Consider the following 20,416-nt stretch of genomic DNA (forward strand, 5'->3'; position numbering starts at 1 on the left):
CCGAGGCTCCTGCGAAGGAGAGCCGGAGAGCCTCACGTCGCGAAAGTCGGAGCGATTTCAATTTGGCGCGGGGAGACGACATAGGGATGGTGCAGACCTCTATCTTTTATGCGCCACCGCAACGAGCGCGGGTTGCTGCTGGCGATGGCATCAGCTACTGGGATCGTGGGGTCGAGCGCCTAAAGGCTGGCGTTGGCCCGAACCAGGTCATCCGGGAAATCGACCTCGACGGCATAGAACGCGCTGATGTCCACCGGCAGCCATTTGAGGCCGTCCTCCTGGATCGTCAGCTCAATACCGCCCTCGAAGTACTCCTGGTCGCCCACCTGCTCCAGCCGCCGGATGAGCTTCTTCTTATCCTTGGAAGCCACGTAGTTGATGCCAACTGCCTCGCCCTGGGCCAGATCTGCCTGTACGCTCTTGGAGAGTTCCTGGATCCGTCCGTAGTCGTCGACGGTGTACTTAACTTCCTCGTCGGAGACGGAGGAAACATCGACGGTGATGAAGGATTCGTCCCGCTTTATGTAGGGCGCGAGCATGTTCAGGATGTCGGGGTCGAAAACGACGTCGCCGTTCATCCACAAAACGCCACCCTTGGTCGAATTCCGCAGCGCTTTCAGCAGGCTCTTCGACGTATTGGTCTGATCGAAATTTTCGTTGTAGACGAAGGAAGCGTTGGGCACATGCTCCAGGATCATCTCCAGTTTGAAGCCGACGGCGACCGTCAGCCGCAGCTTCTTGCCAAATGCGCCCTGCAGATTCTGGACCTGTTGGTGCATGATGGTCCGGCCGTCGCGAAGTTCTGTCATAGGCTTGGGGTGCGGACGTGCGAGTCGTGTGCCCATCCCGGCGGCGAGTATTACGGCCTGTACGGTCATAGTTATTTCCTATCTCGATGAGCTCGGTCTGCCGTGGGAAATAACGGACAGCCATACGCGAAAGCGTCGGTCACAGTGCCAGGCCAACGGGCCAAAGAGTCTTCCCCGGCTCCCATCATAGCTGATCGTACGTAGGCTTCCGGATTCTCCGATGTTGTCGAAGGTTAACCCGCCGTCAACCTCGCTCCCGTTCGGTGGTCAAGGTGCGGGCGATGAAGGTAGCGATTCGGTGCTGCTTCCCCGTGCACCGGCGGCGTCAGCCGGCCAGCAGCAGCGCGACGATTAGGGCGGGGACGGCCAAACTGATCAGTATGACGAGCGTCAACGCAATGGAACGCTTCCTGCCACGCGACGCCGATGACGGGCGCCCGTTCGTCGAATGAGCCGCAGATTTGGCGGTTGGTTTCGGACGGGTTGGGTTCGGACGGGTTCGTTTCGGACGGTAGGAGACGCGCCTACGGGTACGCATATGGCGTGCGGAAGGAAGATCCGCGGACGGGGTCACGTTCGATTCCTTCCTAAAACACTGTCAGACAGTTTCGAGGGGCGGGCTTTCAATTCTTACACGGCCCGTCCGGTGCGGCCGAAGGACTGAACGGTGCGGGCGCGGGCGGGGGACAGTTGGTCCGCGTTTCGCTGGTGGCTACTGCACCGGTTCCGGGCAGGCCGGGTGCAGCCTGGCATCGATCAGGCCGCCGGATTCGATGATGAACCGGCGCAGCCACCCCGCCGGGGAAAGCTTGGGTTCGGAGACGATCATCTGTACCTTCGCGGTGGTGCATTCAGTGATGAGGGTCCGGGCCCGCGTGGCGTGGTAGCGGGAGGTGACTACGATGACGGAGTGCCAGCCTTTTTCCTTGACGAGTTTTCCGATGGCGGCTGCCTCACCTCTGGTGTCCAGCGTGGCCGGCTCGAAGCACTCCAGCGCGAACGGGATCACGCCCGGATAGTCGCACACGCCGTCGGCCAAAACATTCCCGGCGCTGCGGGTGTGCGAAATCGCCAGGACGGGTGCATGGCCGGCTTCCACCAGATCGCGTGCCACCGGGAGACGTTCGCTGCTGGCCCCGCCGAGCATGATGACGGCGTCGGCCTGGTGCGGCTGGGTCTGCTCGGGATCGGCAAAGAGCTGGTAGGCGGTCAGGAACCAGACCAGTACAAGGAGGACGACGACGACGAGCCCGCCGGCGGCGAGGCGCCGGGCTGGAGAGCGGAGGACGGGCACCCGACAATGCTACCGGCCACCTGCAGCGCGGGCGGCCGGTAGAGCTGGCCCCGCCTGCAGGGCCCGGCAGCAGGTGCACGCCGGCCGCAGCGGACCCTCGACTCCAGCGGCAGCGGCGCCGGCCGGTGTTGTCGGTGCCCCGTTATACGGTTGCTTCATGACATTAACCGTAGGAGAGCTCTCCGAGTCCGGGCTGCTGGCGCGCATTTTTCCGCGGCTTGACCGCAGCGCGTCCGTGCTGCTGGGCCCGGGCGACGACGCCGCCGTGGTGGCCGCGCCGGACGGCCGCGTGGTGGTCTCCATCGACACGCTGGTCCAGGACCGGGATTTTCGGCTGCGCTGGGCCAACGGCTACGCCTCCACCGGATACGACGTCGGCTGGAAGGCAGCGGCGCAGAATCTCAGCGACATCAACGCCATGGGCGCCGTCGCCACCAGCCTGGTCGTCAGCCTCACCCTGCCGGCGGCCACCCCGGTGTCCTGGGCCGAGGGCGTGGCCGAGGGACTGAATGCCGCGATCCGGGAACTCGGAGCGACTGACTGCTCAGTGGCCGGCGGGGACCTCTCCGGTGGCAGCGAAATCGTGGTCACGGTCGCGGTCATGGGGACGCTGCAGGGCCGGAACCCGGTGCTGCGTTCCGGCGCCCGCGCGGGGGACACTGTGGCGCTGGCCGGCACGGTGGGCCATGCGGCGGCGGGCTGGGCTGTGCTCGAAAGCACCGTGCCCACCGTGCCGCCCGTTCCCTCAGCGCCGCCCGTTCCCCCAGCGCCGCCCGTTCCCGCGGCGGACGCCGGCCTCGCGACGGACGCCGGGCTTGCCGCCGTCGTCGGCCTCTTTTGCCGGCCGCGCCCGCCTTTGGCTGCCGGACCCGCCGCTGTCCGGGCAGGTGCCACCGCCATGCTGGACGTTTCCGACGGACTGACCCGCGATGCCGGACGGCTTGCCGGCGCCAGCGGTGTATCGCTGGATCTGGACCCGTCCGCGCTGCAGCGGCTGGCCGCCCCGCTGGCCGGAACCGCCGCGCTGCTCGGCGCCGATCCACTGGACTGGGTGCTCGGCGGCGGGGAAGACCACGGTTTGTTGTGCACATTTCCGGCCGGGGTAACACTCCCGGACGGCTTCACTGCGATAGGCTCGGTAATGCCCGGCGCCGTGTCAACTCCGCCGGTGACAATCGCAGGGTCAGCTGCGGACGCCGTGGGATGGGATCATTTTGCAGTCTAAGATTGCCGCCAATGCACTTGCGGTCCGGCGCTGGCTGGCCAAGTCAGAAGAGACGCTGGGCAACCACAGCGACCGTTTGAACGCCATTAATATCTTCCCCGTGGCCGATGGGGACACCGGCACCAACCTCTACCTGACCGTGCGCGCTGCCGCCGCGGCCACGCATGATGTGGAGCTGCCCGACGTCGGCGCGGTGCTGACCGTGGCCGGTCGAGCGGCGATGGAGAACGCCCGTGGCAATTCGGGCACCCTGTTCTCCGTTTTCCTTTCCGCCCTTGCGGAGCCGCTGATCGGCGCGACCCGGCTGAGCGGGCCGCTGCTGGCGGCCGCGCTGCAGCGGTCGCAGATCCGCGCCTGGTCCGCGCTGAGCGAGCCGATGCCCGGCACCATGCTTTCGGTACTCGAGGCCAGCGCCAACGCCGCTTCCAGGGTTGACGCGACCCAGCACGGCGACGACAGCAACCATGGCCTGGCAATGGTGCTGGATGCCGCGGTGGTGGCCGCGGTGGAGGCGGTGGTGCAGACCGAGAACCAGCTGGGGGCGCTGCGGGAAGCCAAAGTTGTCGACGCCGGCGGGGTGGGCCTGCTGCTGGTGCTGGACTGCTTGCGCTCCGTGGTGCTGGGGCAGGAGCTGGAGGCGGAACTGTTGGACGGGCTCTCCGGCTACAGCGTCCAGGATCCGCACATCCACGCGAACATGCCCGAAATCAGGGGAGTGGAGGTCATGTGCACCATCAACCTCTCGCCCCTGGACGCAGCCGGTCTGCGGATGCAGCTCGATGAGCTGGGGGATTCGGTGATCATGAGCGCGGTGTCGCCGGTGGACGTGCCCGACGGCGGGTACCGCTGGCGGCTGCACGTCCATGTGCCCGAATCCGGACCGGCGCTTGAGCTCATCCATGCCGTCGGCGACCCGAGCAATGTCAGTGTCACGCAGTTGAGTGCGGCGATGGATACGGCCGTGGAAAACGCCGCCGCAGCGAAAGATACGGCCGTGGAAAACGCCGCCGCGCTGCTGAACCTATCGGTTTTCAGCCCCGATGCCCATGAGCTCCGCTAACGCGACACCGCCCGTGCCAGGCGATTTCGACAAGCCGCTGGACCGGCTGATCGGGAAGGCCTCCGCCGCGGGGATCGAAAAGCACCTGGGGCTCACGACCGTGGGCGAGCTGCTGAACTACTTCCCGCGGCGCTATCTCAACCGCGGCGAGCTGACAGCCATCGACAAGATTCCGGTGAACGAGGACGTCACCATCCTGGCCCGGGTGCTGTCCGCGACGAAGCGCCGAATGCGCGAGCGCAAGGGCTTCATCACCGATGTGGTGGTGACGGACGATACCGGCGGCCTGAGCAGCCTGAAGATCAGTTTTTTCAACGGCCACCAGGCCGAAAGAGACCTGCGGCCAAGGGTCCTGGCGCTGTTTTCCGGAAAAGTGACCGTGTACAACGGTGCCCGCACGCTGACCAACCCGCTGTTTGAGCTGCTCCCGGATGATGAACTGGCTGGCCATGAAGCGGAATTCCATGCCCGGCCCGTGCCGGTGTATTCCGCCACGGCGAAACTGCCGAGCTGGAAAATCCAGCGCGTGGTGGAGGCGGTGCTGGTGATCGTGGACTTCAGCGGGCTACGGGATCCGCTGCCCGCGGAGATTGTGCGCCGCGGGAAATTCATGAGCCTGGAGGATGCGTACCACCAGATCCACTCCCCGTCCGATCCGCAGGACTGGCAGCGGGCCCGGGACCGGTTCCGCTACCAGGAGGCGCTGGTGCTGCAGACCGCGCTGGCGCGGCGGCGCGCCCAGACCGCCGCGGAGGACGCCACCGCCCGGCGCGGTTCCGCGGACGGACTGCTGGCCGCCTTTGACGCCGGGCTGCCGTTCACCCTGACCCCTGGGCAGCAGTCCGTGGGCGCGGTGCTGGCCGCGGAGCTGTCCGCGCAGCATCCGATGAATCGGCTGCTGCAGGGCGAAGTCGGCTCCGGCAAGACGGTGGTGGCGCTGCGTGCCATGCTCCAGGTGATCGATTCCGGCGGTCAGGCGGCACTGCTGGCCCCCACCGAGGTCCTCGCGGCCCAGCACCACCAGTCCATCCGCGCCATTCTGGGACCGCTGGCCGAGGGCGGTATGCTGGGCGGGGCGGACGGCGGCACCCAAGTGACGCTGCTGACCGGGTCCATGCCGGCCGCGGCCCGCAAACGCGCCATGCTCGACGCCGCCGCCGGGACAGCCGGGATCGTCATCGGCACGCACGCACTGCTGTCGGACAACGTGCAGTTCTTCGACCTGGGCCTGATCGTGGTGGACGAACAGCACCGCTTCGGCGTCGAGCAGCGTGATGCCCTCCGCGTCAAGGCGCACAAGCCCCCGCACCTGCTGGTGATGACGGCCACCCCCATTCCCCGCACCGTGGCCATGACCGTCTTCGGTGACCTGGACACCTCCGTGCTGCGAGAGCTCCCGGCCGGGCGTGCGCCGATTTCCACGCACCAGGTTGGTCTGGCGGAACACCCCGCCTGGGTGCGCCGGATCTGGACCCGCGCCCGCGAGGAGATCGACGCCGGGCGCCAGGTGTACGTGGTCTGTCCGCGGATCGGGACGGACGACGACGGCGACGGCTCGGAACCGCTGTCCGACCAATCGAGCGCCCCAACCCGCGACGCCCGTGACACCCGCGAGCTCGCGGAGGTGACCGCCGTCGTCGAACAGCTCAGGACCGAGCCCGCCCTGGCCGGCGTCCGGATCGAGGCCCTGCACGGCAGACTGGACACCGATGAAAAGACCGACACCATGGCAGCCTTCGCCGCCGGCGAGGTCGATCTGCTGGTCTCCACCACCGTGATCGAGGTGGGCGTGGACGTGCACAACGCCACACTGATGGTCATCCTGGACGCCGACAGGTTTGGCATCTCCCAGCTTCACCAGCTCCGCGGCCGGGTGGGCCGCGGCGGACTGCCGGGAACCTGCCTGCTGGTGACCAGTCTGGAAGCGGGGCATCCGAGCAGGCGCCGGCTGGACGCCGTCGCCGCCACCACGGACGGCTTCATCCTCTCCCAGGAGGATCTGAAGCTGCGCCGGGAAGGCGACATCCTGGGCGCCTCGCAGTCCGGCGGCCGCTCCACGCTGCGGCTGCTGCGGGTGCTCCAGCACGAGGACATCATCTCCCAGGCCCGGGACGACGCCTGGGAGATCGTGCAGAAAGACCCGCAATTGCGGGAGAATTCCGCCCTGGAGGCGGCCATCGAAGCATATTTGAATCCGGAGAAAGAGGCGTTCCTTGAGCGTGGTTGATGGCGCCGCCGCGGCGGGGGAGCGGGGAGCTGGCCGGACGTGGCCCATGGCCTCCGTCGTTGTCCCGGCAGGGCACGTGAGGTGACGCGGATCATTGCCGGCGTGGCCGGTGGGACACCCCTGATTTCAGTCCCCGGAACGGTCACGCGCCCGACCACGGACCGGGTCAAGGAGGCACTGTTTTCGCGGCTGGAGTCCATGGATGCCCTGGCCGGGGCGCACGTGCTGGACCTGTTTGCCGGCTCCGGGTCCCTGGGTGTGGAGAGCGCCAGCCGCGGCGCGGCCTCGGTGGAGCTCGTCGAGTACGACGGCGGAGCTGCCGGCGTCTGCCAGCGGAACGCCGCCATCATCAACGACATCCTCGGCCGCAAGGTGGTCACCGTGCAGCGCTCCAAGGTGGAATCGTTTCTCGGACGGGTCCGGGACACCGGCGTGGACCGCTGGGACCTGGTCTTTATGGACCCGCCCTATCCACTAGGCGAAGCGGCCGTCACCGCGGCCCTGGCCGCGCTGGCACCCGATCTGGCCCCCGAAGCCGTGATCGTGCTGGAGCGCTCGACCCGGTCCCCGGAGCCTGCCTGGCCCGCCGCCGTCGAGCGCTTCGCCGAGAAGAAGTACGGCGAGACCAGGCTTTGGTTCGCCGAACCAGCCGACGGAGATTGATGTCCCAGGCTGCAGTTACGACGACCTTAGGCCCGGAATTCGTCGGGGCTTGAATCAGTGGCGCCAGGACGCGAAGCGGTTCTCCTGTGATTCCAGCGGGCCGACTGGGTGTGCTGTCCTAGTAGTCTTCCTCCGCTAGCGAGAGACCCAGGACGGTGTCTCGCGGCCAAGCCGGGAGTCCAGCACTACCCGGAGCTTTGCGGCAGCGACTTCGACCCGGAGATCGGCTGCAGCATGGGGTCCGCGCTTCGGCCCGGGCGGAACCACAGCGGGAGTGCCAAAAGCGGTCGGTGCCGGTCGTTGAAGCGGAGCGGCGGGCCTTGGCCGGTTCGCTGTGCCAGGACAGTGAGGATGCCTATCCCCAACGCACGCCTCTCCAGATCCGCAGACATGGCGTTGTCTAGAGCCCATTGGGCTCGGCGCCACCACTCGGAGCGGTCAGCACCTGTTTGACAACAGTGTCGGGGTCGGACAGTTCGGTGGCCGAGTTCGCGGAGTAGCACCCGGATTTGCTGGCCGTGAGTTTCCCTGCGCCGCTCATATACTAACCGGTCGCAGTCGATGCCGTGCGGGATATAGTCCGGCGCGAGCAGCGCTCGGCTTGACGGCCGGCCGGCTGGAGTGCCGCCGTCGTCGTTCAACTGCCGTTGAAGTCCGGCAGGCGCTCGCCGACGTTCAGGAGTTCCGCAATGGCGGCCAGGCAGCGTGCCGCCGCGCCCCCGTCGCCGTATGGATTCACGGCGTTGGCCATCGCCGAAAACGCCGCCGGGTCATCGAGTAGGGCCGAGACTTCCTGGAAAATAACGGCTTCGTCGGTCCCGATCAGCTTGACCGTGCCAGCCGATACCGCTTCCGGTCGCTCGGTGTTGTTCCGCATCACCAGCACGGGTTTGCCCAGACTGGGTGCCTCTTCCTGGACGCCGCCGGAATCGGTGAGCACCACGCGGGCGAGGGACAGCAGGCGGGTGAATTCGCCGTAGGCCAGCGGTTCGGTGATGATGACGTTAGGTTTGCCGGCGATCGAGGGCAGAACGGCTTCGCGGACGGCCGGGTTTTTGTGCAACGGAAGGACGATGGTCAGCTCCGGGTACGCGTCGGCGATGCGGGCCAGCGCCCGGCCGATGCCACCCATCGTGTTCCCTTGGTTTTCCCGCCGGTGCGTGGTGACGAGCAGGACTTCCTTGCCCGAATCCGCCAGGTCCCTGAGCGTCTGGTCGTGGAACGGGACGCCCTTTTCGACCGTTTCCAGCAGGGCGTCGATCACGGTGTTTCCGGTGACCACAATGTCTTTGGGGTTGATGTTTTCGCGCAGGAGGTTGGCCTTGCTGACCGAGGTGGGGGCCAGGTGGAGGCTGGAGATGTGGCTGGAGATTTTGCGGTTGCCCTCTTCGGGGAACGGGGAGAAGAGGTCTCCGCTGCGCAGTCCGGCCTCGACGTGGACGACGGGGATGCCGCGGTAAAAAGCGGCGATGGCGGCGGCCGTGGACGTGGTGGTGTCGCCTTGGACGATCACGGCGTCCGGTGCGCCGGCTTGGAACAACAGGTCAAGACCGGTGAGGGTTTTGGCCATGATCGAGTTGAGGGTCTGGCGGGGCGAGATGATGTTCAGGTCGTGGTCGGGGGTGATGCCGAAGAGTTTGTTGACCTGGTCGAGCATTTCCCTGTGCTGGCCGGTCACGGTCACGACGCACTCGAAGTCGGGGGATTCCTGGATGGCTTTGATGATGGGGGCCATTTTGATGGCCTCCGGGCGCGTACCGTAGATCGGCATCAGCTTGAGCATGGGTTCCCCCGGGTGGGACGTGGTTTGGTCCTCTGGAGTCTACCGAGCTTTCCAACGCGGCGCGGGATTGGCCGCGGGGATGTGCTGCTCCGAAGCATTGCGGCAGTTCGCCGGCCGTGACGGGTGTACGGACCATACACCTTCCATAAAGGTCGGTGCCCCTATTCTCAGTTGGCGTTTCTGGCCCTATTTTCGGTTGGCGTTAACACCTGATTGGCGTTGCAAAAATGTTCGCCGTAGCCTCATTTGCAAAGTGGTTTGGGAGTCGTTGTCCGTGCAGCCGTCCGCTCCGCAGCAGGCGTCCTGCACCGCCGTCTCGTCGGTGACGTCCTGCCAGGCGGGGGCGGCGCAGCAGCCATCCCCGCGGGAGGCTTCCCGACCCTCTTTGATTGCGAGGCCGGCGATGACCAGAGCGGCGACGGGGTCCGCCCAGGTCCAACCCCACAGGGTGTTGACCAGCAGGCCGAGGAAGACCACGCCGGAAAGGTAGGTACACAATAGTGTTTGCTTCGAATCCGCGACCGCACTCCGGGACCCCAGTTCCCTCCCGGTTCGCCGCTGCCCGTAGGAGAGCAGTGGCATGATCAGCAGGCTCAGCGCCGTCAGACCGAGACCCACGGGGGAACCCACAGGCTCGGCGACGCCGAGAAACTTCAGCCCCGAGCTGACCACCAGATAGGCTGCCAGCGCAAAGAATGAGAATGCCACGATCCGCAGTGCGGTCTTTTCCCGTTTTTCGGGGTCGCTGCCGGCGAACTGCCACGCAACCGCGGCAGCGGAGAGCACCTCCACGACCGAATCCAGGCCGAACCCGATCAACGCGACCGAAGACGCCGCCGTCCCGGCGGCAATGGCGACGACCGCCTCGATGACGTTGTAGCTGATCGTCGCCGCCACGAACCAACGGATCCGACGGTTCAGGACCCTGCGCCGGTCAACGGCGAGGCCACTCATACGACGCAGTCCTCAATCGGGCACGAGCAGATCGGCTCCACCGTCAGGATCACCTCAAGCAGATCCTCGAGCGCATGGGCGAGCTTTCCATCGGAAAGTTCGTAGCGGACCCGCCGCCCGACCGGTTCCGCGATCACCAGCCCGCAGTCCCGCAGACAGGCCAGATGGTTCGAGAGTATCTGCCGGCTCACCCCGATCGAATCGGCAAGGTCCGCCGGAAAAGCGCCGCCGTCCTTGAGCGTCATTAGGATCGAGGACCTGGTCGGATCAGCCAGAGCTTTGCCGAAACGGGCCAGGACGGCTGTCGTTGAAAGGGTCTCCATGAACTCAATAGTACAGATAATCATGTATTCATGAGTATCTGTACGCTGCGGCGGTTTCGGTATTCGCTACCCGGCGACGAGACGCACCTCCACGCGCTAGGGCTTTCGGCACGGCGGTGCCGCGCAGAGGCCTTTAGACATTCCGTGCAGACGACTTCGGAAAATGACAGAAATGTTGGGTCGTCATTTGGCAACTGTCGCACAACCCGTCTCACAACATTGAGGTTCTCGGGATAGGTTGTGAGACGGGTTGTGGACGATTTTTGATCGGCGCGCCGCTGGACCCGCAAACCGTCTCAGAACCGGTCGTTTTAGGAACAGCACCAGAACAGTCGAAGAACGTCACTGACGGGGCTATGACCAGTGGCCGGACATGGACACCGGATCGGGGTGTGCACGTGGGCTGCCCATATATCAGTTGTTGTTTGCGCTGAGTTCAGCCGTCAATACCTGGACGCGGACTTGGATGTCGTCCCGGATTAGGCGCATCCGCTCCATCCCCTCGATGCCGCGTTCGGAGGGTTCATCGGTGTCCCAGTTGCGGATCTCAATCCCCGGCACCGGGTCCACGACAGCCTCTTTGCCCAGGGTGACGATCAGGTCGACGTTGGCGAGCATCTCGGCGGTGATGGGCTTTGTGTGCTCATCGCTGATGTCGATCCCCAGCTCGGTCAAGGACTTCACCGACTGGGCGTTCAGCGAGGATCCGGGTTTGGTGCCGGCGGTGTAGACGGTGACGGTGTCGCCGGTGAGGTGGCGCATGAGTCCGCCGGCCACCTGGGACTTGCCGCCGTTTTTCACGCAGACAAAGAGAACGCCTGGTTTGCTGGTCATCGTCGGGGTTCTTCTTTCAGCCGTGGGAGTGGAAGTGCTGTTGCACCTCGGGGGAAGGGATACCCAGGACCGGGACGGTTTGGGTGGTGAGGAGTCGGTGCATGAGGGATCCGGAAACGAGTTCATCGACCTTGGCCATGAATCCAGGGCGACGGGCGCCAATAATGATGGTGGAGGCCCCGGCCGCTTCAGCCAGGCGGCCCAAGGCCAGGGCAGGGTCCCCGCCAATGATCCGCAAGGACCAGTCCACGTCGTAGCCGGCCGCCGCGGCAGCGAGTCCCTCTTTGAGTTGTGCTGCAGCGATGGCGGTGTCATCGTCTGTCCCCAAAACCGGGTCCAGGGAGATCGGCAGCACCTGGTTGCCCGGGGTCCATTCGATCAAGTAGCTGGCCGGATCCACGAACGCCGCAATGAGCGGCACGGACCAGCTTTCGGCCAGTTCCAGGGCCCGGTCCCACACCGCCGGATTTTGCCCGGGCATGACTCCAACAATGACCGGCGAACCACTAAAACGTGCCCTTGCTGGTTGATCGCTCATGACATTCTCTTCCCTAGCGTTCCTTGCTGGCGGTGGTGAGTCCGGTCAGGAGCTCCCGGACCAGCAGGTCGATCTCATCCCGGATCTCCCTCGCCCCTGCCAAATCCTTCGCCGCCGGGTCGTCGATCTTCCAATCAAGATACTGCTTGTCCGGGTAGATCGGGCACGAATCCCCACACCCCATGGTGATAACGACGTCGGCAGCGCGCACCACGTCATCGGTCAGTGGCTTGGGGAACTCCTCGGCGAGGTCGATACCGGCCTCGGCCATGGCAGCAACGACAGATGGCTCCAGCTCGGCGACCGGCGCGGACCCGGCGGAGCGGACATGCACAGCACCTTGGGCGTGCTTGGTCAGCAGGGCGGCGGCCATTTGGGAGCGGCCGGCGTTGTGCACGCAGACGAACAGGACGGAGGGCTTCTTGGTGGTTTCGGTGATGCTCATGAATTCAGGCTCCTGACGGAAAGTTTTGGGATTTTGTAGCGAACTGAGAGTGGCTAGCTGGCGAAAAATCTTTTGCGCGCCCAGAGGGCCACGTAGACCAGGGCTACCAGGACCGGGACCTCGATGAGGGGGCCAACGACGCCGGCCAAGGCCTGTCCGCTGGTGACTCCGAAGGTGCCAATCGCCACTGCGATGGCGAGCTCAAAATTGTTCCCCGACGCCGTGAAGGCCAGGGTGGTGGTTTTGGCGTAGCCCAGCTTCAACGCCCGGCCGATGACCATGCCGGCACTGAAAACGACGATGAAGTAGACCAGCAGAGGCAGCGCGATCCGGGCGACCTCCACCGGCTTGGAGGTGATGGAGTCGCCCTGGAGTGCGAACAGCAGCACGATGGTGAACAACAACCCGTACAGCGCCCACGGCCCTAGCTTGGGAAGGAACTTGCCCTCATGCCAGTCCCGGCCGCGGGCCCTCTCGCCGACGGCCCGGGTCAGGAAACCTGCCAGCAGCGGAATGCCGAGGAAGATCAGCACCGAGGCGGTGATGGCCCAGAACGAGAAGTCAGCCGACGTCGTCGGCAGCCCCAGCCAGGCGGGCAGGACCTGCAGGTAGAACCAGCCCAGGGCGCCGAAGGCGATGACCTGGAAGACGGAGTTGATCAGCACCAGCACTGTGGCGGCCTCCCGGTCACCGCAGGCCAGGTCGTTCTTCGCGGCAGAAAAAGAGTAGCGTGCCAATAGGTAGGGATGCTACGCAAGGAGTGAATCATGGATGCCCCGTTGGTCGGCTTGGAGGATGCGAGCCTCGCTGATCGCAACGTCATCGGCGGCAAAGCTGCCGCTCTTGCCGACCTCCTTTCGGCGGGATTCCGCGTCCCGACAGGGTTTGTCGTGACAGAAGCCGCAATAGATCAGGAGGGCACCATCATCGATGCGCCGGTTCTGCGTGAATGGGCTGTCCGCACCGGGGCGCGTCTTTTCGCTGTCAGGTCCTCCGGCGCCGCCGAAGACTTGCCGGACGCGTCGTATGCGGGACTCTACGCGACGTTCCTCAACGTCAGGGCCGATGACTTAGCCGGGGCGGTCGAGCGCTGTTTTGCCTCTGCGCGGACTGAGCGTGTGCAGGGCTATCGGAATCAGCGCACGACGGTCACGAGGAGGCAGCCGATGGCGGCGCTTGTCCAGGCGATGGTCGATGCCGATTCGGCCGGCGTGGCGTTCACAGTGAACCCGTTCACAGGAGTTGATGAGGTCGTTGTGACCGCGGTGACGGGTCTCGGTGAGCCACTGGTCGGCGGCGAGACAGTGGGTGAGGAGTGGGCTGTTGGTGCCGAGCGTACTGAGCGCAGCCGCAGCCATAGTCCACCCGTGCTTGTCGAAGGTCAGGCAACGGCGGTCGCCGCGCTGGCGGCCCTGGTTGCGCAGCGATACGGTTCGCCGCAGGACATCGAATGGGCGTTTCAGGGCGACACACTGTTTCTATTGCAGGCCCGCAACATGACCGCCGTCCCCTCCCCGACGGGATGGAACCCGCCTGGGCCAGGCCTGTGGATGAGGAACTTCCGGCTCGGTGAGTGGATACCGGACGCAATGACGCCATTATTTGCTGATTGGCTCGTCCCTGTGCTTGAACGCGGGTACCTCGACGGGATGAAGGCGACTATCGGGACGGTGGTGCCGTTCCGCTACGCCAGCGTGAACGGCTGGTACTTCAACGCCGCACCCATACCTGGCCCGCGGCTCATAGCTCGTGCGCTCATCCAAAGCCGTGGCCGCATCGTCAAGGTGTTATTCAACGCGCTCGTGCAAGTCAGCCGGAACCCGGTGCGCGCTGACCGTGCAATTCTCGCCGCGTTGTATTGGCAATGGAAGGACTCCCACCTTCCCGCATACCGCAAGTTGATCGCCGCCTTGGGGCCTGGCGCTAGGCGTGCGGATCGGCAAGGCTTGATCGCTACCATTGACCGCGTCGGATTGGCAGCCGGACAATACCTGTGGTTTCTCGCGATCGTCGGCGGGTCGGCCTGGAAGATGGAGTCCCGGCTCGCTAAATTCTGCCGCGAACATTTGGGCTCGGAGTTCGAAGCCGAACTCGACGGCGGAGTGCAAATACTGCTCCGTGGGCTGGCCGGGGCAGAACCGTCGGTTCCCGCCCACGCCGTTCAAAGCCTTGACTGGTACCAACCGACCGTGGGCGAACTCCCCCCGAACCCAACACTGTTCTCGCCGACTCGACAGGCGGAACTCGCAGAACAACGGGAGAGCGCAGAAGTGACGTGCCGGAGAGCTCTCGCAGTCCAACCGAAAACTCTCGCGCAGTTCGATGCCCTCCTCCGTGTTGCCCAACGCTACGCCGTCATCCGAGAAGAGCAAGCCAGGGATCTCACCCTCGGCTGGCCTCTCCTTCGTGACTGCGTCAGGCGACTGGGCGAACTCATGCACGCTGACGGCATCATCGCTAACCCCGACGACGTGTTCTTCGTGATCCGCCAGCAGCTTGAAACCACGACATCTCTCGCCGGCGAGGTAGAAAAACAGCGAACAACATGGAAGAGACAGACCCGTCTCTCGCCACCTCTGTCGCTCGGGCGTCCGCCGCGCCTCATCGGCGACCTCGTCGCCCGAATGGTGGAAGACGCTCGCGGCCAACGACAAATACCGGAGGGAGCAATCGTCGGCCAACCCGCAAGCGCAGGCCGTGCCACCGGGCGGGTGCGACTCATCAGCAGTCCAGCGGACTTCAGCGATTTCAAGGATGGTGAGGTCCTTCTAGCCAGAGCGACCGCACCCGCTTGGACGCCCCTGTTCTCCCGCGCTGCGGCCGTGGTCACGGACGGCGGCACATTAGCAGCGCATGCGTCACTGGTCGCTCGCGAATATGGCATACCTGCCGTCGTCGGAACGGTCGACGCAACTCGACAGTTGAAGACCGGACAACTCGTTACCGTCGATGGCACGTCGGGATATGTTTTCCCGCTTGCGTGAGATGGCAGATCATGCTGATCGGAAGTACTGAGTCGAGATAGATGATGATCGGTCTGAACCGTGCATAGGACTCAACGTCGCCTCGACGACAGCAGCCTTCCTTGGCTTCTCGGCGTTCACGTCGTAGCCGCCGCCAACCACTGAGATCTGCTGGGCTCCCGCGCCTTCCAGCCCGTCCCTTACGTCAGCACTCTTTCACGTCGGTAACGAGGTGACTGGACGAACGGCCCGCAGTCTGCCCTGCCCCATCGGGTCCGTGCACTTATGCCAACTCCGTCCTCGTCAACTGTTCCACGGGATCGTCTCCCGGTCAGTGCGCTCAGCAGCGATGATGAGTTGGAGGTTGCGCCGCAGGTCTGCCACGCCAGATTGGCTCAGGGTCTGCCTCAGCCAGGCGTCGAAGCTGTCGCTGACCTGTTCCGCGTTGCCGATGGCCAACCAGCCCTGCTGCCGAGTCAGGTCGTGCCGACGGCCATGTATCCCGCAGCAGGAAGCGCGTCCACGTCGCTGGCCCGCATCGGCGCCGCGCACGCGGCGCACCGCAGTTCCGCGTGGGTAATCTGTCCGCAGTCGTGGTGTCGGTACAGTACGGGAGGACCTTCCTCCCCGGCGGTCCACCGGTCCCCCCACGCAGCCATCACCAGCAGCAGGTCGCACAACTCGCGGCCCTTGCCGGTGAGCACATACTCCTCCCGTGGCGGATGCATCGAGTACGGCTGCCGAGCGAGTACGTCATGGTCGACGAGCCACTTCAGGCGCTCAGTGAGCACCTTGCGGGAGATGCCCAGGTCGGCCTGCAGCTGGTCAAAGCGGGTGATGCCGACGAACACGTCTCGAAGGATCAACGGCGACCACGGCTCACCGAGGGGCATGGCCTGCTCGGAGTCCTGCTGACCCATCAGCGTGGTGCGCACCCCGGGCGGAACGAGCTCGATGACCTGGATACTTGTGTCAGCCAGCTGCACCCGCAGACTCTCCGTGAAGGAGTGGATGGCAGCCTTGGTCGCGTTGTAGGTCGGCGTGATCGGCAGCGGTACGAAGGCCAGACCGGATGAGACGGTGATGATCGCGGCGGCGTCCTGGCGAACGAGGAACGGGCTGAACGCGCCGATCAGGCGCAGCGGAGCGGACCGAGAAGGTTCGTGGCCACGTTCGCCTCGGCCGTGGGCAGGAAGTCCGGGGAATGCAGGTCTTGCGGCAGCATGATCCCGGCCATGGGAATCAACACGTTCGTTTTCGGGAACCGGCGCATCACGTCCTGCGCCGCGGTTGCGGTGGACGCGGCGTCGCTGGTGTCGATGACGACGGACTAGATGCCGGGGTGCCCCGTGGTGCTCGTGCGGATATTCACGTCCAGGGGCGGACTATCAGCCCAGCAGCACGTCGGCTGCGCGCGTCGGGACGGCATCCAGCCTGGCGAGCGTTGCGGAGTCGAGCGTGATTGTCCCGACGGCGATGTTCGCCTCCAGGTGGCCGATATCAGCTGTACCGGGAATCAGTAGAATATTCGGCGCATGGTGCAGCAGCCAGGCTAGACCGGCCTGCGAGGCAGTGACGCCGAGCGAGTGCGCCGCGGTCTGGACCGCCGGCTCCTCCGTCACTTTCGGCAGCCCGGGGAACGCACTGCCGAGCGGGAAATAGGGCACCCAGGCGATGCCTTCGGCCGCACACAGCCCAAGCATGTCTTCGTCTCCGCGGGCCACGAGGCTATAGGCGTTCTGCACGCAGACGATGCCAGCAGGAAGGGCCCGACGCAGTCCCTCGATGGTGACGCTGCTGAGCCCGATCGCGCCGATCTTGCCCTCGTTCCGCATTGCCGTCATCACCGCGAGTTGATCGTCGATGTCCACAACCTGGTCCGCGCTGGCTCGAAGCCCCGGTCCGGTGTCCGCTCGACGCAGGTTCACGACCGGAAGCTGTTCAACGCCGAGGCCGCGCAGGTTCTCCTCGACACCTGCCCGCAACTCCTCGGGCCGCTGGGCGAGACGAAGCGGAATGGTGCCGCCCGGGTTCGGAGCGGCACCGACTTTGGTCACAACCAGAACCTCATCGTCCGGACGCAACGCCTCACGGATGAGGTCGTTGACCAGACCATTGCCGTAAAACTGGGCCGTGTCAACATGATCGACGCCGAGTTCCACCGCGCGGCGCAGCAGCGCAGTCGCTGTGGCGCGGTCGCCATGGAGTCGTTCGAGCTGCATCGCGCCATAGCCGATGCGTCCAACTTCACGGCCGCCCAGCGGAGCCGACCCGCCGGGACGGGACGTACCGGTCGGACGTGCGGACGAAGGGGGATTGTCGGGGGAAGTCATTTGGGGCCTTCCTGTGAGAGCATGATGGAACCGGAGGTTCCTCCAATACGCCACACTAACACTAACGGAGGTTCCTCCGCTTTGTTCCCGCCGGAAACGACTACACCCAAACGGCAGTCCTCTGCGACTGCCGAGTCCGCGCGTCCCCTCCGTCAGGACGCACAACGGAATCGCGACAGGCTCATTGCTGTTGCCCGTTCCGCCTTCGCTGCCGCCGACGACACTGTTCCCCTTGAGGGCATCGCCCGGGAGGCCGGGGTGGGGATCGGGACCCTATACCGCCACTTCCCGAGCCGCGAGTCACTCATCGAGGCGGTCTACGCGGCCGGACTTGACGACGTCGCCACGAGCGCCCAAACCCTGCTTGAGCAGTTCCCGCCCGACGTCGCGCTACGCGCCTGGATGAACCGCTATGCCGAATTCATCGCAACGAAACGCGGAATGATCGACACTCTCCGCGCTGGCTGGGCCTCCGGACGAATCAGCACACCCACCACACGAGAACGTGTCACTGCCGCGATCGGAACACTCCTGGCTGCCGGAGCACTAGCGGGGTCGCTCAGGGCGGATGTCGACCCGGAAGACGTCACGGTGATGCTTCTCGGAGTGTTCCTGTCGACAACGACCAACAACACCTCGGAGCAAACCGACCGCTTGCTGACACTCGTGGTTGACGCGCTTCGGCCGCAACCTCGTCGATGAGTCCCGGATCGTAACCATGCGGCCCAGCTGCTCTGTCGCGCCAAGGGATGGTCGCGGACGTTAGTACCCAGCCTTTCTTGAGGCTTCATCCTGCTCGTGTTTGGCTTGGGCTGGAAATGAGGCGAGGAGCAGCCGCAAAAGCCCCGAAAGGTCGTCTTCCTGGAGCTACTCCAGAAGCCCCTCGCCAGAAGCCCGTCGCCCTCACCGTGAAACCCTCTTTGGCTTGACGGCTGGACGTCATTGCACGGCCGAGGAACTCGTAGACGCGAAGCGTCGAACGGTCGCTGGGCTTCTTTGCCGTCTGAGGCCAGCTTGGCCAGCCACAAGAAACAGAATCAGCGACCGGTGTAAGAGGTGCCCGGGGGTAGAATCGCAGAAGGACAGGTTCAAGCAAACTTAGGGGGAATCGGTGAAGCCGATCCGCCAAAGCATTGAGATAGCCCTTCGGCCGGAGGAAGTATTCTCCTATGCGACCGATTTTTCTAAGTTCCCGGATTGGCAGGTCGGCGCAGTCTCGGCCAGACCTATCGGGGATTCTCCGGCTGGACCTGGTGCTCGGGCTGCCGTCACCCGGAAAATTGGGCCGGGAAGATTCGCCAGGACCGAAGTAATTAGCAGGTACCACCCAGCGCGGACCTGGTCGATCGAGGGCGTCGGTGGCCCACTCACAGCCAACGTCCACGGCACCATCGAACCCGTTCGGGACGGCACCGCGACGCGACTGACCATCGACATGGACTTTGAAGGCCATGGAATAGGGAGGTACCTTATTCCGGGCGTTGCCCGGCGCCTGGCACGCAAGCAGCTCCCACAGAATCTGCAGAACCTCAAGCGGATCCTCGAAAAGAGCCTATAGCCGGCGCGACAAGTACAACATCATCCAGATGTGCGACAAGATGGGCGCCCTGCGCATCTCCAACCGGATCGAACGCGGTCCCGGCCGACACGGCGTCTCCAACGCATTCTGCCTCTACATCCTGGACCCGGACGGCCACCGCATCGGAATCTACACCCAGGACTACCACACCGGCGACCCCGACTACCCCACCATCATCTGCGACGTCCACGGCAACCAGCGCCACGACTGGTGGGGCAACCCCGTCGTCCCTACTCTTCGTACGCCCTCGAACAAGACAAGAGAGCCGAACTACGCCGGCGGAGAATCATTGGCTTGCGGACATTCTCGATGTCGTCGCCGCCGGGCGCGAACTGCGCGACCGGCACGCGAACATCCACGTCATCGGCAGTCTCAACTTCGTGCAGACCCTGTTCGCCGAGCGGCTTTTCGATCGGCTCACGCTCTGGGTGTATCCGATCCTCCTCGGCGGTGGAAGGAAGGTCTTCGCCGACGGGGTGGTTCCGACGAACCTCAGACTCATGGAGCCGGCCGTCGCCTCACCGAAGGGTGCGGTGCTGCGGCGCTACGCACTCGCCGATGGCACGCCTGGCGTCGGCGATATGTCGGTCGTCGACCAGGAGGGCTAGGGCGTATCTTCCAATACCAGTACTGCGCCCCAGATGACGACGGCCTGTAGGGCAGCGGCCGATCTGTACGTGAGGGCGTGTTTGTCGTACCGGGTGGCCCGTGACCGCCACTGCTTGAGGGTGTTGAAGCTGCGTTCGACGACGTTGCGCCGCTTGCAGGCTTCCCTGTCATAGCCATGGCCCGGTCCGGGCGGGTGCGCGCCCGCCCTGGACCAGACCGTTTGACTTTCACGGTCTCCATATGGTTCTCGAACGTGGGCGAGTGCCCACCTTGACTGGCACCCAGGATGAGTACCCGAAGAATCAGGCATCAACGGGGCAATCAGCTCCCCCCCCTGGGCATCAGAGAAAACGACGTAGCGAGACTTCTCTCGCTCATATCTCCCGGAGAGGGCACTGCGCCGCAGGTTCTTCCACTCGGTGCCGGATTTAATCGAGAAAATCGAAGCCTACATCCGCGTCAACAACGAGTGCCCCAAGCCGTTGATTTGGACTGCGACCGCCGCCTTTATCATCGAAAAAGACCGCCGCGGCGGCGAAACCCTCCAAGCCACAAAGCAAAACTGAGACACTACACTAGGCCACGCGAGTAGCAGTGGCGGCACCTCCGCTTCAGCCCTCAAACATCACGGTGGCGGTCATTAACAGATCCAGCTGATATGAGGGAACGTTTGTCAAGTGGCAGTGGTGAGCGGCTCCCGGCTGATATGAGGGGGGCCGCTCATTGGGTGCCGTCCGGGTGTGGTGGTCGTGCTGGCGAGTCTTGTGTTCGACTGCA

Annotated in this window: 21 protein-coding genes and 2 pseudogenes; 11 read left to right on the forward strand and 12 right to left on the reverse strand. The window is 64.8% G+C overall.

Annotated features, from left to right (window positions below; translation table 11 throughout):
* Window positions 1-179 precede the first annotated feature (179 nt).
* On the reverse strand, window positions 180-878 hold the full coding sequence (locus QMG52_RS10860) for a phosphocholine cytidylyltransferase family protein (protein ID WP_283560421.1): 699 nt from the start codon (window positions 876-878) through the stop codon (window positions 180-182).
* A gap of 212 nt (window positions 879-1,090) precedes the next feature.
* Between QMG52_RS10860 and QMG52_RS10865 the strand changes: the two genes are divergently transcribed.
* Window positions 1,091-1,261, forward strand: a complete 171-nt coding sequence (locus tag QMG52_RS10865; RefSeq protein WP_283560422.1) for a hypothetical protein — start codon at window positions 1,091-1,093, stop codon at window positions 1,259-1,261.
* A 260-nt stretch (window positions 1,262-1,521) separates the two neighbouring features.
* Here QMG52_RS10865 and QMG52_RS10870 read toward each other — a convergent pair whose 3' ends face one another.
* A complete protein-coding gene (locus QMG52_RS10870; RefSeq protein WP_283560423.1) occupies window positions 1,522-2,103 on the reverse strand; it encodes a YdcF family protein in 582 nt (193 codons plus the stop codon).
* Window positions 2,104-2,260: 157 nt separating this feature from the next.
* Between QMG52_RS10870 and QMG52_RS10875 the strand changes: the two genes are divergently transcribed.
* From QMG52_RS10875 to rsmD, 4 genes are all read left to right on the forward strand, one after another.
* Window positions 2,261-3,328, forward strand: coding sequence for a thiamine-phosphate kinase (locus tag QMG52_RS10875; RefSeq protein ID WP_283560424.1), 1,068 nt, complete (start codon window positions 2,261-2,263; stop codon window positions 3,326-3,328).
* Window positions 3,318-4,388 (forward strand): DAK2 domain-containing protein, encoded by a 1,071-nt coding sequence (locus tag QMG52_RS10880; protein WP_283560425.1) that lies wholly within the window; start codon window positions 3,318-3,320, stop codon window positions 4,386-4,388. The genes QMG52_RS10875 and QMG52_RS10880 overlap by 11 nt, the downstream gene beginning before the upstream one ends.
* Window positions 4,389-4,401: 13 nt before the next feature.
* Window positions 4,402-6,615 carry an ATP-dependent DNA helicase RecG gene (locus tag QMG52_RS10885; protein ID WP_502920499.1) on the forward strand — a complete coding sequence of 738 codons (2,214 nt, stop codon included), beginning with the start codon at window positions 4,402-4,404 and terminating at the stop codon, window positions 6,613-6,615.
* 81 nt (window positions 6,616-6,696) lie between these two features.
* On the forward strand, window positions 6,697-7,278 hold the full coding sequence (gene rsmD / locus QMG52_RS10890; RefSeq protein WP_283560427.1) for a 16S rRNA (guanine(966)-N(2))-methyltransferase RsmD: 582 nt from the start codon (window positions 6,697-6,699) through the stop codon (window positions 7,276-7,278).
* A gap of 637 nt (window positions 7,279-7,915) precedes the next feature.
* Here rsmD and wecB read toward each other — a convergent pair.
* The 7 genes from wecB to QMG52_RS10925 form a co-directional block, all read right to left on the reverse strand.
* Window positions 7,916-9,061 carry a non-hydrolyzing UDP-N-acetylglucosamine 2-epimerase gene (wecB, locus tag QMG52_RS10895; protein ID WP_283560428.1) on the reverse strand — a complete coding sequence of 382 codons (1,146 nt, stop codon included), beginning with the start codon at window positions 9,059-9,061 and terminating at the stop codon, window positions 7,916-7,918.
* Window positions 9,062-9,247: 186 nt separating this feature from the next.
* Complete coding sequence (locus QMG52_RS10900; RefSeq protein ID WP_283560429.1) at window positions 9,248-10,015, reverse strand: cation diffusion facilitator family transporter; 768 nt, start codon at window positions 10,013-10,015, stop codon at window positions 9,248-9,250.
* A complete protein-coding gene (locus tag QMG52_RS10905) occupies window positions 10,012-10,338 on the reverse strand; it encodes an ArsR/SmtB family transcription factor (protein WP_283560443.1) in 327 nt (108 codons plus the stop codon). Before QMG52_RS10905 ends, QMG52_RS10900 begins: the two co-directional genes overlap by 4 nt.
* A gap of 414 nt (window positions 10,339-10,752) precedes the next feature.
* Entirely contained in the window at window positions 10,753-11,172 is a 420-nt protein-coding gene (locus tag QMG52_RS10910; RefSeq protein WP_283560430.1) for an arsenate-mycothiol transferase ArsC, read from the reverse strand.
* A gap of 16 nt (window positions 11,173-11,188) precedes the next feature.
* The gene (locus QMG52_RS10915) at window positions 11,189-11,710 is read right to left on the reverse strand and encodes a universal stress protein (protein WP_283560431.1); all 522 of its coding nucleotides are present in this window, start codon (window positions 11,708-11,710) and stop codon (window positions 11,189-11,191) included.
* A 13-nt stretch (window positions 11,711-11,723) separates the two neighbouring features.
* The gene (locus tag QMG52_RS10920) at window positions 11,724-12,155 is read right to left on the reverse strand and encodes an arsenate reductase ArsC (RefSeq protein WP_283560432.1); all 432 of its coding nucleotides are present in this window, start codon (window positions 12,153-12,155) and stop codon (window positions 11,724-11,726) included.
* Between the two features lie 53 nt (window positions 12,156-12,208).
* On the reverse strand, window positions 12,209-12,892 hold the full coding sequence (locus QMG52_RS10925; protein WP_283560433.1) for an arsenic resistance protein: 684 nt from the start codon (window positions 12,890-12,892) through the stop codon (window positions 12,209-12,211).
* A 30-nt stretch (window positions 12,893-12,922) separates the two neighbouring features.
* On the opposite strand from QMG52_RS10925, the gene QMG52_RS10930 reads away from it, so the two are divergent.
* A complete protein-coding gene (locus QMG52_RS10930; RefSeq protein ID WP_283560434.1) occupies window positions 12,923-15,139 on the forward strand; it encodes a PEP/pyruvate-binding domain-containing protein in 2,217 nt (738 codons plus the stop codon).
* Between the two features lie 282 nt (window positions 15,140-15,421).
* On the opposite strand, the gene QMG52_RS10935 is transcribed toward QMG52_RS10930, so the two are convergent.
* The 3 genes from QMG52_RS10935 to QMG52_RS10945 all read right to left on the reverse strand — a co-directional run bounded on the left by QMG52_RS10935 (window position 15,422) and on the right by QMG52_RS10945 (window position 17,451).
* On the reverse strand, window positions 15,422-15,577 hold the full coding sequence (locus QMG52_RS10935) for a hypothetical protein (RefSeq protein ID WP_283560435.1): 156 nt from the start codon (window positions 15,575-15,577) through the stop codon (window positions 15,422-15,424).
* A gap of 17 nt (window positions 15,578-15,594) precedes the next feature.
* Entirely contained in the window at window positions 15,595-16,260 is a 666-nt protein-coding gene (locus QMG52_RS10940) for an SDR family NAD(P)-dependent oxidoreductase (RefSeq protein ID WP_349361696.1), read from the reverse strand.
* Between the two features lie 246 nt (window positions 16,261-16,506).
* Window positions 16,507-17,451 carry an aldo/keto reductase gene (locus tag QMG52_RS10945; RefSeq protein ID WP_283560436.1) on the reverse strand — a complete coding sequence of 315 codons (945 nt, stop codon included), beginning with the start codon at window positions 17,449-17,451 and terminating at the stop codon, window positions 16,507-16,509.
* 81 nt (window positions 17,452-17,532) lie between these two features.
* Here QMG52_RS10945 and QMG52_RS10950 point away from each other — a divergent pair, with 81 nt between their 5' ends.
* From QMG52_RS10950 to QMG52_RS10970, 5 genes and pseudogenes are all read left to right on the forward strand, one after another.
* Complete coding sequence (locus tag QMG52_RS10950; protein ID WP_283560437.1) at window positions 17,533-18,153, forward strand: TetR/AcrR family transcriptional regulator; 621 nt, start codon at window positions 17,533-17,535, stop codon at window positions 18,151-18,153.
* 409 nt (window positions 18,154-18,562) lie between these two features.
* Window positions 18,563-19,009, forward strand: a complete 447-nt coding sequence (locus QMG52_RS10955; RefSeq protein WP_283560438.1) for an SRPBCC family protein — start codon at window positions 18,563-18,565, stop codon at window positions 19,007-19,009.
* A gap of 10 nt (window positions 19,010-19,019) precedes the next feature.
* A pseudogene (locus QMG52_RS22245) lies at window positions 19,020-19,283 on the forward strand (VOC family protein); the annotation flags it as partial.
* A gap of 34 nt (window positions 19,284-19,317) precedes the next feature.
* A pseudogene (locus QMG52_RS22250) lies at window positions 19,318-19,638 on the forward strand (dihydrofolate reductase family protein); the annotation flags it as partial.
* A 420-nt stretch (window positions 19,639-20,058) separates the two neighbouring features.
* A complete protein-coding gene (locus QMG52_RS10970) occupies window positions 20,059-20,205 on the forward strand; it encodes a hypothetical protein (protein ID WP_283560439.1) in 147 nt (48 codons plus the stop codon).
* Window positions 20,206-20,416: the final 211 nt, after the last annotated feature.

It is taken from the genome of Paenarthrobacter sp. PH39-S1 (assembly GCF_030063245.1).
Lineage (GTDB): Bacteria > Actinomycetota > Actinomycetes > Actinomycetales > Micrococcaceae > Arthrobacter_M.

Coding starts and splice junctions, on each gene's coding strand:
- QMG52_RS10900 (WP_283560429.1), bottom strand. CDS start 10,015: ATGAGTGGCCTCGCCGTTGACCGGCGCAGGGTCCTGAACCGTCGGATC.
- QMG52_RS10865 (WP_283560422.1), top strand. CDS start 1,091: ATGAAGGTAGCGATTCGGTGCTGCTTCCCCGTGCACCGGCGGCGTCAG.
- QMG52_RS10945 (WP_283560436.1), bottom strand. CDS start 17,451: ATGACTTCCCCCGACAATCCCCCTTCGTCCGCACGTCCGACCGGTACG.
- QMG52_RS10905 (WP_283560443.1), bottom strand. CDS start 10,338: ATGGAGACCCTTTCAACGACAGCCGTCCTGGCCCGTTTCGGCAAAGCT.
- QMG52_RS10860 (WP_283560421.1), bottom strand. CDS start 878: ATGACCGTACAGGCCGTAATACTCGCCGCCGGGATGGGCACACGACTC.
- QMG52_RS10915 (WP_283560431.1), bottom strand. CDS start 11,710: ATGAGCGATCAACCAGCAAGGGCACGTTTTAGTGGTTCGCCGGTCATT.
- QMG52_RS10920 (WP_283560432.1), bottom strand. CDS start 12,155: ATGAGCATCACCGAAACCACCAAGAAGCCCTCCGTCCTGTTCGTCTGC.
- QMG52_RS10930 (WP_283560434.1), top strand. CDS start 12,923: ATGGATGCCCCGTTGGTCGGCTTGGAGGATGCGAGCCTCGCTGATCGC.
- QMG52_RS10910 (WP_283560430.1), bottom strand. CDS start 11,172: ATGACCAGCAAACCAGGCGTTCTCTTTGTCTGCGTGAAAAACGGCGGC.
- wecB (WP_283560428.1), bottom strand. CDS start 9,061: ATGCTCAAGCTGATGCCGATCTACGGTACGCGCCCGGAGGCCATCAAA.
- QMG52_RS10875 (WP_283560424.1), top strand. CDS start 2,261: ATGACATTAACCGTAGGAGAGCTCTCCGAGTCCGGGCTGCTGGCGCGC.